Source organism: Caulobacter sp. GW822-FHT01G02, from assembly GCF_058802865.1.
In genome coordinates, this window is sequence record NZ_JBXAON010000003.1 from 44,925 (window position 1) to 60,412 (window position 15,488).

Below are 15,488 nucleotides of genomic sequence, written 5' to 3' on the forward strand. Positions count from 1 at the left end.
TATGTCTTGATCTTCGTCAAAATGCCTTCTGACATTTCAGAAGAGATTGCGATGACGCTGTGACCGGAAAGACGCAGGTCTTATGAAGCTGCTCGCCCGCATCGCGGGGGGAGGATCCAGGCGTTTAGGCCGCGCCGACGTGCGGCCGGGTCTGGGCCTCCGGCTGGACGTTCAGGATCCGTAGCATGGCGTTGCGCGAGGCCTCGGCGTCGCCGCCGGCGATGACGCGGGCGACCTGGCGGTGCTCCTCGATCTCGTCCAGCAGTTCCTGCTCCGTGGCGCCGTTGAACGAAAACACCCAGAAGCGGGCGGCCTTGTGCTGCAGCGGGATCAGGATCCGGGCCAGGGCCAGGTTGCCGGAGGCGCGGGCGACCAGGGCGTGGAAGCGCAGGTCCATGGCCACCAGGGCCGGCAGGTCGCAGATCTTGGCGGCCGCCTCGCCCTCGGCGAAGACGTCGTACATCGTCTGGGCCTCGCCCTTGGAGGCGTGCTTGGCCGCCAGGCTGGCGCAGTGCGGCTCGATCAGCACCCGGGCGTCGTAACCCTGGCGCAGCTCGACCAGATCCAGCGGCGCGACCGTGGTGCCCGAGCGGGCCCGGCGGATCACCAGACCCTCCAGCGCCAGGCGGCCCAGCGCGTCACGCACCCCGGCCAGGCCGGTGTCGTAGTGGGCGGCCAGCGACTGCTCGTCCAGACGCGCGCCGGCCGGCAGCTCGCCCAGGATCAGGTCCAGCAGGATCCGCTCATAGACCTTGGTCTTCTGCAGGTCCGGCGACCAGTCCTCGAGCCCCGAGGAGTTGGCGACGTCCAGCACCAGGGTGCGAGCGGCGTTGAGTGAGGGCGAGGCCATGGGCGATCCGTGAGCGGCGGTCGCTGATAGGTAATGTGAAATTTCAGGGGTGGCTAGGGCGACTAGAACGCCGGGATCACCGCCCCTGCGTACTTCTGCTCCATGAACGCCTTGACCTCCAGCGTCGTCAGGGCCGCGGCCAGCTTCTTGACGCGCGGGTCGTCCTTGTTGTCCGGACGCCCGACCAGGTAGTTCACGTAGGGACTGGTCTTGTCCTCGATGATCAGAGCGTCCTTGGACGGGTTCAGCTTGGCGTCCAGCGCGTAGTTGGTGTTGATCACCGCCAGATCGACCTGGTTCAGCACGCGCGGCAGGGCCGGCGCTTCCAGCTCCTTGAACTTCAGGTTCTTCGGATTGCCGGTGATGTCGCGGAGCGTGGCCAGGGCGTTCGTGGGGTCCTTCAGGGTGATAACGCCGTTCTTGGCCAGCAGGATCAGCGACCGCCCCTCGGTGCTGCCGTCGTTGGGAATGGCCACCGTGGCGCCGTCCGGCAAGGCGGCGATCGACTTCCACTTCGACGAATAGGCGCCGATCGGCTCGACGTGGACGCCCTGGATCGGGATCAGGTTCGTGCCCTTGTCGTGGTTGAAGCTCTCCAGATACGGCAACGTCTCGAAATAGCTGACGTCGATGCGCTTCTCGGCCACCTGGGTGTTGGGCTGGACGTAGTCGTTGAACACCTTGATCTCGATGTTCAGCCCCTCGGCGGCCAGCTTCGGCTTGATGAACGCCAGCACCTCGGCGTGCGGCACGGCGGTGGCGGCCACGGTCAGGGTGTCGGGCGCGCTGGCCTTGGGTTCCTTCTGGCCGCACGCAGCGAGCGTCATGACGGCGAGGCCGAGAATGAGAATAGCGCGGCGGGCGACCATGAACGGCTCCATAAGGCGATCTGACGGGTAGGCTTTTGCCTCGTCAGCGCCTCTTGAGGAAATCAGATTTCCTGAGGGCCTGTCGAGCGATCGCTTGACCCGGCCTCCGAACAGGCGGCTTGGAGGGGGATGGCCAAGGAAACCGTCCACATCGTGCAAGCCTATGTCGCGGGACGCGGCAAGGGCCTGAAGGCCGAACAGCAGATCGGCTGCAAGACGGCGGAAGAGGCGCGCCGCAAGGCCGAGCGGCTGGCGCCGCTGCGCGAAGGCGTCGTCGCCTTTTCGGCCAGCGCCGACGTCGAACTGGGCGACTACGACGAGAACCCCGACATCCTGTTCAAGGCCGGCCGCCTGCCGCACCCGTTCGACCAGGCCTAGGGGCCGAAACCTCGTCCTTCGACAAGCTCAGGATGAGGTTTCTACTCGAACGTCAGCATTCGTCCTCACCCAGAGCTTGTCGAAGGGCGAGGACGCCCCCGAGGCCTCTAGTCCTCGTCGTTCGCCGGCTCGGGTACGTCCGGCTCACCGTGGATGACCCAGTTGGCGATGAAGTCGGGCGTCTCGCCGGCCAGGGTGGTGACGCCCGCCTCGGCGATGTGGATGGCCGAGGTCTGGGGCGGCAGGGTGTAGGTGTCGCCATCGTGCTCGCCCAGCAGGTCCAGCACGATGCCTTCGTCCTCGGTGGCGTCGATCACCACGCCGAAGAACTGCTGGCGCTCGGCCACCTCGCCGTCCTCGTCGAGGAAGGTCAGGTTCATCAGCAGGGTCTTGCCCAGCATACTCTTGGCGAAGGCGGCGTCCCAATGAGCGTCGAGGGGTTGGTCGCCTTGGTCGATATCGTCGGTCATCGTCAGCTCTATTTGTGCGAAACGCGACGCACCACCGCATCGCCGATCATCTGCAGCACCTGGACCAGCACCAGCATCAGCACGACGGTGACGATCATCACGTCGGTCTGGAAGCGCTGATAGCCGAAGCGGATCGCCAGGTCCCCCAGGCCGCCCGCCCCGACCACGCCAGCCATGGCGGTGTAGGAGACCAGGGCCACGGCGGTGACGGTCGCGGCGGCCACCAGGCCCGGCAGCGCCTCGGGCAACAACGCGCCCAGCACCACCTGACGCCGCTTGGCGCCCATGGCGAAGCTGGCCTCGATCACCCCTTTGTCGACCTCGCGCAAGGCGGTCTCCACCAGGCGCGCGAAGAACGGCGCCGCGCCCACCACCAGCGGCGGGATGGCGCCGGCCACGCCCAGCGAGGTGCCCACCAGCGCCACGGTCAGCGGGATCATCACGATCAGCAGGATCACGAACGGCACCGAGCGCAGCACATTGACCAGCAGCGACAGCAGGCCGTTGGCGACCTTGTTCTCCAGCATCTGGCCCTTGCCGGTCAGGAACAGGATGACGCCCAGCGGCAGGCCCAGGGCGATGGTCAGCACCAGCGAACCGCCCAGCATGGACAGTGTATCGATGGTCGCCTGGCCGATCTCGCTCCAGTCGATATTCGAGACGCTCATCGGGCGGTCTCCCCGGACAGCTCGTCGACACGCACGCCGGAGGCCTGGAACTGAGCGATGGCCGCGGCGACGTCGCCACCGGTCATGGCCAGGGTCAACTGGCCGTAAGGCGTCTCGCGCAGACGGTGGATGCGCCCGCCCAGGATCGAATAGTCGACGCCGGTGGTCCGGGCCACCTCGCCCAGCACCGGCTTGTAGGTCGCCTCGCCCCGGAAGGTCAGGCGCACCACGCGGCCCGACAGGGCGGCGTCGGCGGCGGGTTCGCCATCGGCCTCGCGCACGAAGCGGCGGGCGGTGGCGCTCTTGGGATGCAGGAAGACGTCCTCGACGGGCCCCTCCTCCACCAAGCGCCCCGCGTCCAGCACGGCGACGCGGTCGCAGACGCGGCGGACCACGTCCATCTCGTGGGTGATCAGCACGATGGTCAGGCCCAGCTCGCGGTTCAGGCCCGAGATCAGGTCCAGAATCTGTTCGGTGGTCTCCGGGTCGAGGGCGCTGGTGGCCTCGTCGCACAGCAGCACCTTGGGATTGGTCGCCAGCGCCCGGGCGATGCCGACCCGTTGCTTCTGGCCGCCCGACAGCTGGGCCGGATACTTGTCGGCGTGGGTGGTGAGGCTCACCCGCTCCAGCAGCTCGGCCGTGCGCGCCTTGACCTCGGCGGCCGGACGCCCGGCCAGCTTCAGCGGGAAGGCGACGTTCTGGGCCACCGTCTTGCCCGACAGCAGGTTGAAGTGCTGGAAGATCATCCCGACCCGGCGACGCAGGGCGCGCAGGCCCTCGACGCCCAGGGCCGCGACGTCGTCGCCGTCGACGATCACCTTGCCGCCGGTCGGCGTCTCCAGCCCGTTGATCAGCCGGATCAGCGTCGACTTGCCCGCGCCCGAGGCGCCGATCACGCCGAACACCTCGCCGGCCTTCACCGATAGCGAGACCTCGCGAAGGGCCGCGTGAGCGCCCCCTTCCTTGCTTGAGGCCGCATAGGTCTTGGAAACAGCCTCGAAGGCGATCACGTCGAGAAGATCCTGTGATTTTCGGAGCGCTGCACTTAGGCGCTCGCGCTCCGATAGTCGAGGCTCCGGGTTACGGCTGCTTCACCACCGCCCCGCCCTTCATCACGAACACCGGCTTTTCCAGCACCGTCACGTCGGCCAGCGGATCACCCGCCACCGCGATGATGTCGCCCCAGCGGCCGACGGCGACCTGGCCGACGTCCTTGGTCTGGCCCAGGGCCTCGGCGGCGGTCAGGGTCGCGGACTGGATCGCCTGCAGCGGCGTGGCGCCGTAGCGGACCATGACCGCGAACTGCTTGGCGTTGTCGCCGTGCGGATAGACCCCAGCGTCGGTGCCGTAGATCATCTTCACCCCGGCCTTCAGCGCCTTCTTGAAGTTCTGGCGCTGGATCTCGCCGATGTCGCGGTCCTTGCGCAGGTTATCCTCCAGGACGCCGTTCTTCTTACCCTCGGCCTGGGTGTAGTCGGTGTTGTAGATGTCCATCGAGAAGTAGGTTCCGTGCTGGACCGCCAGCTTGATCCCCTCGTCGTCGACCAGGCTGGCGTGCTCGATGGTGTCGATGCCGGCCTTGATCGCCTCGCGGATGCCCGCCGCGCCGTGGGCGTGGGCGGCAACCTTGATGCCGGCCATGTGGGCCTCGTCGGCCACGGCGTGCATCTCGTCATAGGTCAGCTGCTGCTGGCCCGGCTCGTCGCCGCGCGAGAACACCCCGCCCGTGGCGCAGATCTTGATCACCTGCGCGCCGTATTTCTTCAGCGTCCGGACCGCCTTGCGCGCTTCGTCCGGACTGTCGATGTTGTAGGGCCCCTTCTCGTCCATCGACGGCGGGAAGAAGGTCGAATCGCAGTGGCCGCCGGTCGCGCCGATCGCCCAGGTCGCCGTGACGATGCGCGGACCGATTACATAGCCGCCGTCGATCGCCTCGCGCAGGCCGACGTCGTCGAAGTCGGCCGAGCCGACATTGCGGATGGTGGTGAAACCCGCCTCCAGCGTCTTCTTCGCGTTGGCGACCTGCACCACGCTCCAGAAGCGATCGCTGTATTCCAGGCTGTTATAGCCGCCGATCTCGGCCAGGCCGTCGATATGGGTGTGCATGTCGATCAGGCCCGGCAGCAGGGTCGCGCCTGGCAGGTCGACGACCTTGGCCCCGGCGGGAACCGCATCGCCCTTCTTGCCGATGCTGGTGATGCGACCGTCGGTGACGATCACCAACGGGTTGTCGACATACTTGCCGCTCGCCACGTCCAGCAGCCGCGCGGCGCTGACCGCCTCGACCTGCGCCGCGTTCGCCGCGCCCGCCGCCAGTACGCCCGCCGCCAGCACCGCGGCCTTGATCCCCTCACGCATTCGATCCGTCCCCATCCAACTTGAGCGGAGGACGCTAGCACGCCCGCGCGCGCCGTCGAGCCTCCACCCCGCTCGCCGGATCTGACCGAGCCCGGGAACCTTCGGCGACACCAGCCGCATCTGGCCTTCGCGGACGCCTATCCAGCCAAGATGAAAGCCAGCGTCGGCACGTCTCGGCGTCAACAAGCCGTCATACTTTAATCGTATAGATGCACGCGTCTCATTTGCATTTTTTATATCTTCGTTCGTCAAGGGGGCTTCACGAACGTCGCATCGCAAACGGGATCCAGCCTCGCACAGCTCTTCCCTGAACCGCCTCCTTGCCGGGCTTTTCAGGGCGTTAACCCGTCGGTGATCGCCGACGGGAGGGGGACGGCGCGCGCCTTGAGCGGGCGTCGGGACACAATCAACGGAGTTATCCATGTTCGACCCGCCATCGCGTCTCAAGCTCGCGGCCCTGACCGGCGTCAGCGTCTTCGCGCTCGCCTTCGCTCCGGCCGTCCACGCCCAGACGGCCAATACACAGGCCCCGAAAGCCAAGGCCAAACCCTCCGCCGACGACGCCGTCAGCGAGGTGGTCATCACCGGTCAGCGCCTGTCGACCGCCAACTCGATCCAGGATCAGAAAAAGGCCACCGGCGTCGTCAATGTCATTTCCGCCGACGATCTGGGCAAGCTGCCTGACGCGAACGTGGCCGACGCCCTGGCCCGCATCCCCGGCGTCAATGTCGTCGTCAATCAGGAGACCGGCGAAGGCGAATACGTCTCCATCCGCGGCCTGGCCAGCACCTACAACGCCTATTCGATCAACGGCGTGCGCGTGGCGCTGACGGACGCCAGCTCGCGCAAGATGTCGATGACGGTCCTGCCGCCCAACGGCCTGAAGGCGATCTCGGTCAACAAGACGCTGACGCCCGATCTGGACGGTGACGCCATCGGCGGTTCGGTCAACTTCGTCACCCCGACCGCCTTCGACTTCCGCAAGCCCACCCTGCGCGTCTTCGCCTCCTACGGCCTCAATGACCGCGCCCAGAAGCGGGACGAGCCAGCCGGCAGCGGCCAGATCCAGATCGACGGCGCGCGCAAGTTCGGCGATGGCCGCTTTGGTTTGTTCGGATCGGTCTATTACGGCAAGAGCCACTACACCAATGAAGAGTCCGAGAACGACGGCGAGTGGGAGCCTTACCGCTGGCGCAAGGACTCGATCGAACCGATCGACAGCCGCTCGATGTATCTGCCGGGCATCGACCTGGACTTCCGTCGCGGTGAACAGGAGCGCTTTGGCGGCAACTTCTCGGCCGACTATCAGATCGACCAGCACAACTTCTATGTCCGCGGCCAGTACGCCAAGCTGAACCGCACGGGCACCAATGACTACACGGACTTCCGCAGCCGTCCCACCAAGCGCCTGACGCAGGTCAACCTGGAAGACACGACCCTTCTGCAGCCGGAACAGATGATCACCGGCCGCGATGCGGTGAAGGGCAACATCTACGGCTACACCGTCGGCCAGATCGTCGACACGGACAAGGACGGCCTGATCACCGACGCCGACCGCAAGTCGGGCAACTCGTACTGGTCGCTGTTTGGCCGTTCGGGCGTGTGGAACCCCAAGGCGTTCCAGTTCGCCCGCACCCATGAGTCCCAGGACCAGGAGTCCTCGCTCTACACGATCAACGCCGGGGGCCAGAGCCGCTTCGAGCGTCTGACGCTCGACTACGACCTCAGCTACTCCTACGGCGAGAAGGGCACGCCGCTGTACTACGGCATCGGCTACAACTGCGATAAGTGCTCGACCGATCCTATGTTCAACTCGACCGGCATCCTGTGGTCGTCGGCCGACCCGCGCTTCCCGCTGGCGCAGCTTCCGGCCTATGCGGCCAATGTCGATCACCGCGACGATCTGCTGCCGTTCGACGGCGCGTCGATGAACAAGGACAAGCAGTCCGACGCCCGCACCGCGCTGAAGTTCGATGCTCGTTATGAGATGGACGGCCTGATCGACTATGTGAAGGGCGGCTTCAAGTATCTCAAGTCAGAGCGCGAATATGACTCCACCCCGATCTGGGAAGGGGACTTGTCCGGCACGCCGCTGAACGGCAAGTCGCTGGCGGCGTCCGGCCTGGTCGAGCGTCAGGTCGATGGCTTCTTCAAGAACCGCTACTACTATGGCTCCATCCTGAGCCGCGAACGGGTCATCACCGCGGTGAACGCGGCGCGCGCCGCCAATCCGGTGTCCTATTCGACCGCGGACCTCAGCAAGGACGACAAGAAGGGCTCGGAAACCATCTATGCCGGCTATGCGCTGGCCCATGTCAGGTCGGGCAATCTCGAAGTCGTCGGCGGCGCCCGCGTCGAACACACCAAGGTGGAAACCACCGCGTGGATCACCGACGCCACGACGTCGGGGTTCGGCAAGACCAACCGCGACTACACCAACTTCCTGCCCAGCATCACCGCTGTCTACCGTCAGGGCGAGACCCTGGTCTATCGCGGCGCGATCTGGACCAGCTTCTCGCGTCCGGAATATTCGAACATCTCGCGCGGCGAAAGCGTGACCCGCGATCCCGCGACCAAGGAAATCATCGCCATCAGCCGCGGCAATCCGGACCTGAAGCCCGGTGAGTCGGTCAATTTCGACCTGTCGGCCGAATGGTATCCGGATCGCTCCAGCGTGGTGTCCGTCGGCGTCTTCCACAAGAAGATCAAGAACTTCATCTTCACCAACGGCCGCTCGGTCAACGCGCCGACCAAGGAAGGCACGATCACCATCACTCAGCCGCAGAACGGCGAGGACGCGACCCTGACCGGCGTGGAACTGAACCTGATCAAGTCGTTCGAAGGTCTTTCGGCGCCGTTCGACGGCTTCGGCGTCGAGGCCAACGTCACCTCGCAGACGTCCGAGGCCGAAACGGGCCTGGACTATCGTCGCGGCCATCCGATCACGTTCCTGCAGGCGCCGGACCTGATCTACAACACCTCTCTGACCTATCAGAAGTACGGTATCGAGGCCAAACTCAGCTATCAGTATCAAGGCGCTTACATCGAAGACACGCGCGACAACGCGGTCGACAAGTGGGTGCAGCCGAACAAGTCGCTCGACCTGCATACCCGCTACACCATTCGCCAGGGTCTGACGGTCGACTTCGACGTTCAGAATATCCTGGATGGTCACCGTTACTATACGACCAAGGGTAAGAACCCGACCTATCAAAAGGACTACATGGAGCCGGGCCGGAACTTTATCCTGCGCGTCGCCTATTCCTACTGATCAGATTTGATCTTTTTCCTTGCCCTTCCGGCTCGCGCCGGAAGGGCTTTTCTTTGGCCTCCAGGCGAGTGACTGCCCCCGAGCCAAGGTCTGTTTGAGTTTCCGGTCCCGATTTGTATGGTCCGGGTCAGTCACCTGTCGAAGAGAGAATCATGGCCGTTTCGCCTGACGATGGCGCCGAGCGTAGCCGCCGCCGTGAAGCCGGCAGCCTGTCGATCGGGGCGCTGAAGGCCTTCGTCACCGTCGTCGATCAAGGCTCCTTCTCGCGCGCGGCCGCCGTGCTGGGCGTTTCCCAGCCAAACATCTCCAATCAGATCAACGCGCTGGAACAGATCTGCGGCGTTCGATTGCTGAACCGGCGCACCCAGAACCAGAATCTGACCGACGCCGGGCGCGAGCTCTATACGCGGGCGCGGCTGGTCATCAGCCGCGTCGACGATTTCGAGATGACCGCCAATCTATTCAGTGGATTGAAGCGCGGGCGCATGTCGATCGGCTTTTCGACGCCGCCGGCGACCATGCAGCTGATCAGTCAATTCAGGCGCACCTATCCGGATATCGAGATTTCCACCCGGCTGGGCAATACGCGCTCCCTGACGCAGGATGTGATGGAATGTCGGGCCGATGTGGCGATCATTTCGCTGCTGGAGCCCGATCCGATCCTGGCCTGCCATCTGGTTTTCGAGCAGTCGCTCAACCTGATGGTGCCCGTCGATCACCCCTTCGCCCAGCGCGCTCACATCGAAGCCCGTGAGCTGGGCGGTCTGCCGCTGGTCCTGCGGGAGGAGGGCTCGGTGACGCGCGCCCTGACGGAAATCGCGCTCGGTCGAAGCGCCGCCAGCGTGGAAAGGGGCTTCATCGTCGAAAGCCGTGAAGCGGTCAAGGAAGCCACCGCCCACGGCATCGGGTTCGGCTGTATTCTGGATGGCGAAATCGGACACGACGTCCGACTGAAGGCCTTGCCCGTCCACGGCATGCCCCGCACCGGCGGCGTTTACATCGTCACCTTGCGTGAAAACATGGAAATTCCAGCGGTTTCAGCCTTCATTCGCCTTGCTGGACTAAAGGGAACCGCACTATAACAATATCAAATGTCATCGCATGATGGATTTGATATTTTTATGACAAACCCCGCCCCCGCCCTGCTTAACGAGATCCGCGACATCTATCTGGGCAACGCCCAGCGCCCTTACGGCCTTTACGGCATCAATCAGCTGCAGCACGCCCTTCAGTCGGCCGCCCACGCCGAAGCGCAGGCCTTGTCGTCATCCCTCGTCATCGCCTGCCTGCTGCACGATGTCGGGCACATGATCCACGATCTGGGCGAAGCGCCCGCGGAAGAAGGCGTCGACGATCTGCACGAAGCCCTGGGGGCCGAATGGGCGGCGGCGCGCTTTCCCCTGGCCGTGAGCGAGCCCATACGCCTGCATGTGGCCGCCAAACGCTATCTGTGCAGCGTGGAGCCCGGCTATCAGGACGGCCTGTCGAAAGATTCCCGCATCTCCCTGGCGCTACAGGGCGGCGTGATGGACGACGCCGAACAGCTGGCCTTCCTGCACGAGCCCTTCGCCGATCAAGCCATCGCCCTGCGGCGTATCGATGAGCTGGCCAAGGACAAGAACGCCGTCACCGACAGCCTGGACGAGTTTCTCGAGCGCCACCTTGTGGCGGCGCTGAACCCGTAAGCCATCCCCCTGATCGTCACGCGATCATAATAATATCGCATTATATTAACGACTCTATAATGCGATATTATGCCGATTGGGGACACTCAGGGCGCGCACATGGCGACGTGGGACGATCACGACTATGGCGCGAACGACGCCGATCGGACCTATCCGCTGAAGGAGGTCTCCAAGACGGCCTTCCAGCGCTTCTGGAACCTCGAAACCGACACCTTCGCGCCGGAAGACGGCGTTTACAACAGCCGGCTGTTCACGTTCGGCCAGCGCCGGCTGCACGTCATCATGCTGGACGTGCGCTGGCGTCGCGACGCGCCCGATGGCCACGGCGACATTCTGGGCGAGGGGCAGTGGCGCTGGCTGGACGGCCGACTGGCTGTTCCGGCCGACTTGACGCTGGTGATCAGCGGCACGCAGATCCTGCTCAACGCCGGCACGGGCTCCGAGACCTGGGAAGACTATCCGCGCGCCCGCGACCGCCTGTTCAAGATGATCCGCAAGCATCGCCGCGAAGGCGTCGTTTTCATCACCGGCGATCAACACTATGGCGAGGTGGCCCGCGCGCGCGGCGCTCTGGGCTACGACGCGGTCGAACTGCAGTTTTGCGGCCTCAACCAGATCGAGAAGCCGGAAAAGAACCTCTACCGCGTCTCCCCTGTGTCCACGAGCCTGCACGCCATGTGCCTCCTGGATATCCAGTGGGAGGCGGACGACTACAACGCGCCGCACATCCTCTATCGCGTCAGCGACAGCCAGACAGGCGCGACCGACATCGCCTATCGCCTCGATTTCAGTGAACTGACCTATAGCTGAGGGACGTCGCCATGACCGCTGACCGCCGCCATTTCCTCAAGGCGCTGGGCGCCGCCGGCTTGAGCGCCGCCACGCTGGCGACGCTGGAAAAAGCCATGGCCACCCCGGCCAATAACCGCACCGGAACGATCATGGACGTCGAGCACGTGGTGATCCTGATGCAGGAAAACCGCGCCTTCGACCACTATTTCGGCGGCTTCCCCGGCGTGCGCGGCCTGGGCGATCCGCGCCCCTTGCGGCTGCGGAACGGTCACACCGTCTGGCGTCAGCCCAGCGATCAGCACCCGGACGGCTATGTGCAGCCCTACTGGGCCGATTCAAAGACCGCCAACGCCTATGTGGTCGACGGCGCGGATCAGGGGCACAGCGCCGCGACGATCATCGTCAATGGCGGACGTTTCGATCAGTGGGGCGTTTCCCGGCAGCTTCAACACCGCATGACCTACTACAAGGCCTCGGATCTGCCCTTTTACCACGCTCTGGCCTCGACCTTCACCATCCTCGACGCCTACCACTGCTCGACCCTGACCCAGACCTATCCCAACCGCCTGCATCTTTGGACCGGCTGCAACGGCGGCGGGCATGTGGGCGGCGACCCGGTGATGAGCAACTACGGCGAGGACGAAACGCCTTCGGCCGACATGGCCACCGATCAGCCGATCAAGGCCTATGAGTGGACGACCTACGCCGAGCGCCTTGAGGCGGCGGGCGTAAGCTGGAAGGTCTATCAGGAATACGACAATTTCGGCGACAACATCCTGTCGGTGTTCAAGCCCTTCCGCCCCTGCGACAAGGATTCCAACCTCTACAAGCGTGGCCGTTCATGGGTGTCCGAGCACAAGGACGGCCCTGACCGCACCCGTTCGGACGGCAAGCAGCTTGTCGAAGCCTTCCGCGCCGACATCGCCGCTGGACGCCTGCCGCAGGTGTCGTGGATCGTTACGGCGGCCGCCCTGTCCGAACACCCGCGCTGGACGCCAGCGGACGGCGAGAACCTGACCGCCAAGCTGATCGAAGCTCTCGTCGATCATCCCGAGGTCTTCTCCAAGACCGTGTTCATCCTCAACTACGACGAAGCGGGCGGCTTGTTCGACCATATGCTGCCCCCCATGCCCGCCGCCGACGCCACGCGGGGCTATGGCGGCGTCAGCGTGGCCGGCGAGTTCAAGGATTACGACAAACATCCCCACCCCGGCGTCAGCGGCCCTCAGCCGCTGGGCCTCGGCATCCGTGTCCCGGCCATCGTCGTGTCGCCGTGGAGCCGTGGCGGTTATGTCTGCTCGCAGGTCTTCGACCACACCTCGACCCTGAAATTCTTGGAAAAGCGCTTCGGCGTGAAGGAGCCGAACATTTCCGACTGGCGGCGCGCGGTGTCCGGCGATCTGACCTCGTGCTTCGATTTCAAGACTCCGAACGCGCGGGGCGTCGACCTGCCGTCCACCGACGACTACACGCAGCGCCTGGCCCATGCCGCGCGCCAGCCCGCCCTGAAAATCCCCGCGGTCCAGACCCCCGCCGAGCAGCCTCGCGTGCAAAGACCGGCGCGCGCCCTGCCCTATCGCCTGGGAGCCGATCTGCGGCCGGACGGGGAAAACTTGCTGGTCGAGCTCGCCAACACCGGCGGCCACGCGGCGGTCTTCACCATCCATGACTATGCGCCCTACGGCCTGAGCGCGCCGTGGCATTACACCTTGATCCCGGGAGAGCGCCACACGGCGGCGCAGTGGAACCACAAGGACAAGGAAGCCTACGATCTGGCCGTGCATGGGCCCAATGGCTTCTACCGCCATTTCCGCGGTCGCCCGTCCAAGAACGGCTATGTCCGGGTCGCTTTGCGCGAAGAACCGGCGACCGGAAAGGTCATGCTGAGCCTGCGCAATGAGGCCTCGGCCAAGGCGAAGCTCAGCCTTGGCGTCGATCCGCGCTATCCCGTCGCCGCCGGCGCCTCACGCCAGCAGGCCATCGCACTGGAGCCCGGCGAGCAGCGCGAAATCGCCCTCGATCTCGCCGCCAGCGACCTTTGGTACGATATCAGCCTGACGGATGCCGCCGATGCCGACAGCCTGTGGCGCTATGCCGGGCGCGTCGAAAACGGCAAACCGGGCCGCACCGACCCCGGCATTGGGGCGATGGTGCTGACTCTGTAATCCGGACAGAAGAACCGAAACATCAAAGGGCCGGGTCGTGCGCGTATAGCCGCACGGACGGCCACCGAGCCTTCAGCTCCGCAAGCAGGCGCTGGACCTTGAGGCGTTCTGAGAACGCCTCAAGCCTCCGGGAAGTCGGTGCTGATCGTGAGGTCCTCCCAAGTCCCAATCTCCGCCTCGACCGCCTTCAGCTTGGCGCGGGCTCGGCGCAGTGCGTCGGAGCCCAGCAGCAGGTGCAACGGCGGATCGGACGCGTCGACGATGCGCAAGAGGGCCTGAGCGGCGCGGTCTGGATCGCCCAACTGCTGGCCAGCCATCGACGAGAAGGCCGCGCGGGCATTGCCGACCGTGGCGTCGTAGCCTTCGGCCCGCGTCTCGCTCAGGCGGATGGAGTGGGTCGACAGGAAGTCGGTGCGGAAGGCGCCGGGCGCGACGGCCGTGAGCTTGACGCCCAGCGGCGCGACCTCCTGGTGCAGCGACGCCGTCAGCCCCTCCAGGGCGTACTTCGCCGCCGCGTAGAGCGCCGAGGCCGCCCCCGGCGCTCGGCCGGCGATCGAGGTGATGTTGAGGATCCGGGCCTCGCCCTGCGCGCGCAGCCGGGGCAAGGCCGCGCGGATGACCTTGAACGGCCCGAAGACGTCGGTGGCGAACAGCCGCTCGACCTCCGCGTCCGTGGCGTCCTCCAGCGCTCCCAGCAGGCCGTAGCCGGCGTTGTTGACCACGATGTCCAACCTTCCACCGGCCAGGCGGAAGGCCTCGTCGACGGCTCGGTCGATGGCCGCGCCGTCGGTGACGTCCAGGGTCAGGACGTGCAGCATCCCCGGCCCCGCCTCGATCGCCGGTGCGCCCGAGCGGACCGTGCCGACCACGGTGTCGCCCCGCGCCAGGGCCGCCTGGGCCAGCGCGAGCCCCAGGCCGCGCGAGATCCCGGTGATGAACCAATGCTTCGTCATCGCATGCTCCTTGTGAGGCGCACCTTGTGCGCCCGTCAGAGCAACTTCAGAATAGAACTATATCTGTGTGAGCTTATTAGCCGGGCTAAACAATGACCACGAGCACCAACGCGATGCTGAGCGGCGGCGACTTCGTCCACCTGCGCGCCTTCGTGGCGGTCGGCCAGGCCTTGAGCTTCACCCGCGCCGCCGAGATCCTCGGGGTCACGCCGTCCGCCCTCAGCCAGGTGGTTCGGACCTTCGAGGACCGGATCGGCGTTCGTCTGCTGAACCGCACCACTCGCAGCGTCTCGCTGACCGAGGCCGGCGAGAACCTGCTGCGCCGCGTCGCTCCGGCGGTGGCCGAGCTCAGCCAGGCCGTCGGCCAGGCCCGCCTCCACCAGGAGCGTCCGTCGGGGACGGTGCGGGTCCATGTGTTCCGCTCGGCCGCGGAGCTCTACATCCAGCCGATCCTGCCCGCGTTCCGCAGCGCCTTTCCGCAGGTCGTGCTGGACATCACGATCGACGACGAAGTCGTCGACACCGTGGCGGCCGGGTTCGACGCGGCCATCCGCATCGGCGAGGTCATCGAGCGCGACATGATCGCCGTGCCGTTGGAGCCGCCCGTGCGGCAGATCCCGGTCGCCGCGCCCAGCTATATCGCCGAACGCGGCCTGCCGACCCATCCCCGCGCCCTGCTTGGCCACGACTGCATCCGCTGGCGCTGGCCGGGCCGCACCCAGCCCTATCGCTGGGAGTTCTTCGAGAACGGCGCCTGGTTCGAGGTCGAGGTCGACGGGCCGCTGATCGTCAACAGCAAGGACATCGCCCTGAAGGCCGCCATCGACGGCGTCGGCATCGCCTTCTCGGTCGAGCGCACCGCCCGCCAGGCCATCGCCGATGGCCTGCTGGTTCCGATGCTGGAGCCCTGGTGCGAGCCCTTCCCGGGCCACCACCTGTGCTTTCCTCAGCAGCGCCAGATGAGCCCAGCCCTGCGCGCCTTCATCGACGCGGTCCGCGACGGCGCTTCGGCCACTTAGTCCGCTTGCC

At 65.6% G+C, this 15,488-nt stretch carries 14 protein-coding genes and 1 pseudogene; 8 read left to right on the top strand and 7 right to left on the bottom strand.

Annotated elements, in window-relative coordinates; genetic code table 11:
* Positions 1 to 124: 124 nt before the first annotated feature.
* On the bottom strand, positions 125 to 850 hold the full coding sequence (locus AC1RNC_RS09245) for a GntR family transcriptional regulator (protein ID WP_492840237.1): 726 nt from the start codon (positions 848 to 850) through the stop codon (positions 125 to 127).
* Between the two features lie 62 nt (positions 851 to 912).
* Complete coding sequence (locus tag AC1RNC_RS09250; RefSeq protein WP_492885604.1) at positions 913 to 1,731, bottom strand: MetQ/NlpA family ABC transporter substrate-binding protein; 819 nt, start codon at positions 1,729 to 1,731, stop codon at positions 913 to 915.
* A gap of 117 nt (positions 1,732 to 1,848) precedes the next feature.
* Here AC1RNC_RS09250 and AC1RNC_RS09255 point away from each other — a divergent pair, with 117 nt between their 5' ends.
* Positions 1,849 to 2,097: a hypothetical protein gene (locus tag AC1RNC_RS09255; RefSeq protein ID WP_082009197.1), complete on the top strand. Its 249-nt coding sequence runs from the start codon at positions 1,849 to 1,851 to the stop codon at positions 2,095 to 2,097.
* 10 nt (positions 2,098 to 2,107) lie between these two features.
* Positions 2,108 to 2,193: pseudogene (locus AC1RNC_RS09260) on the top strand (hypothetical protein); the annotation flags it as partial.
* An 11-nt stretch (positions 2,194 to 2,204) separates the two neighbouring features.
* Here the strand turns inward: AC1RNC_RS09260 and AC1RNC_RS09265 are convergent.
* The 4 genes from AC1RNC_RS09265 to AC1RNC_RS09280 form a co-directional block, all read right to left on the bottom strand.
* Positions 2,205 to 2,567: a hypothetical protein gene (locus tag AC1RNC_RS09265; protein WP_492885606.1), complete on the bottom strand. Its 363-nt coding sequence runs from the start codon at positions 2,565 to 2,567 to the stop codon at positions 2,205 to 2,207.
* 8 nt (positions 2,568 to 2,575) lie between these two features.
* Positions 2,576 to 3,235 carry a methionine ABC transporter permease gene (locus AC1RNC_RS09270; protein WP_125155762.1) on the bottom strand — a complete coding sequence of 220 codons (660 nt, stop codon included), beginning with the start codon at positions 3,233 to 3,235 and terminating at the stop codon, positions 2,576 to 2,578.
* Positions 3,232 to 4,245 carry a methionine ABC transporter ATP-binding protein gene (locus tag AC1RNC_RS09275; RefSeq protein ID WP_492885608.1) on the bottom strand — a complete coding sequence of 338 codons (1,014 nt, stop codon included), beginning with the start codon at positions 4,243 to 4,245 and terminating at the stop codon, positions 3,232 to 3,234. The genes AC1RNC_RS09270 and AC1RNC_RS09275 overlap by 4 nt, the downstream gene beginning before the upstream one ends.
* A gap of 70 nt (positions 4,246 to 4,315) precedes the next feature.
* Positions 4,316 to 5,608: a Xaa-Pro dipeptidase gene (locus AC1RNC_RS09280; protein WP_492885610.1), complete on the bottom strand. Its 1,293-nt coding sequence runs from the start codon at positions 5,606 to 5,608 to the stop codon at positions 4,316 to 4,318.
* 406 nt (positions 5,609 to 6,014) lie between these two features.
* Here AC1RNC_RS09280 and AC1RNC_RS09285 point away from each other — a divergent pair, with 406 nt between their 5' ends.
* The 5 genes from AC1RNC_RS09285 (at position 6,015) to AC1RNC_RS09305 (ending at position 13,506) form a co-directional block, all read left to right on the top strand.
* Positions 6,015 to 8,864, top strand: a complete 2,850-nt coding sequence (locus AC1RNC_RS09285) for a TonB-dependent receptor (protein ID WP_492885612.1) — start codon at positions 6,015 to 6,017, stop codon at positions 8,862 to 8,864.
* A 152-nt stretch (positions 8,865 to 9,016) separates the two neighbouring features.
* A complete protein-coding gene (locus AC1RNC_RS09290; protein ID WP_492885614.1) occupies positions 9,017 to 9,946 on the top strand; it encodes a LysR substrate-binding domain-containing protein in 930 nt (309 codons plus the stop codon).
* Positions 9,947 to 9,985: 39 nt separating this feature from the next.
* Positions 9,986 to 10,549: an HD domain-containing protein gene (locus AC1RNC_RS09295; RefSeq protein ID WP_492885616.1), complete on the top strand. Its 564-nt coding sequence runs from the start codon at positions 9,986 to 9,988 to the stop codon at positions 10,547 to 10,549.
* Positions 10,550 to 10,648: 99 nt separating this feature from the next.
* Positions 10,649 to 11,359, top strand: a complete 711-nt coding sequence (locus tag AC1RNC_RS09300; protein ID WP_492885618.1) for an alkaline phosphatase D family protein — start codon at positions 10,649 to 10,651, stop codon at positions 11,357 to 11,359.
* A gap of 11 nt (positions 11,360 to 11,370) precedes the next feature.
* The gene (locus tag AC1RNC_RS09305) at positions 11,371 to 13,506 is read left to right on the top strand and encodes a phosphocholine-specific phospholipase C (RefSeq protein ID WP_492885620.1); all 2,136 of its coding nucleotides are present in this window, start codon (positions 11,371 to 11,373) and stop codon (positions 13,504 to 13,506) included.
* A 119-nt stretch (positions 13,507 to 13,625) separates the two neighbouring features.
* On the opposite strand, the gene AC1RNC_RS09310 is transcribed toward AC1RNC_RS09305, so the two are convergent.
* Entirely contained in the window at positions 13,626 to 14,459 is an 834-nt protein-coding gene (locus AC1RNC_RS09310; RefSeq protein WP_492885622.1) for an oxidoreductase, read from the bottom strand.
* Between the two features lie 92 nt (positions 14,460 to 14,551).
* Between AC1RNC_RS09310 and AC1RNC_RS09315 the strand changes: the two genes are divergently transcribed.
* The gene (locus tag AC1RNC_RS09315; RefSeq protein ID WP_492885624.1) at positions 14,552 to 15,478 is read left to right on the top strand and encodes a LysR family transcriptional regulator; all 927 of its coding nucleotides are present in this window, start codon (positions 14,552 to 14,554) and stop codon (positions 15,476 to 15,478) included.
* The last annotated feature ends 10 nt before the right edge of the window (positions 15,479 to 15,488 follow it).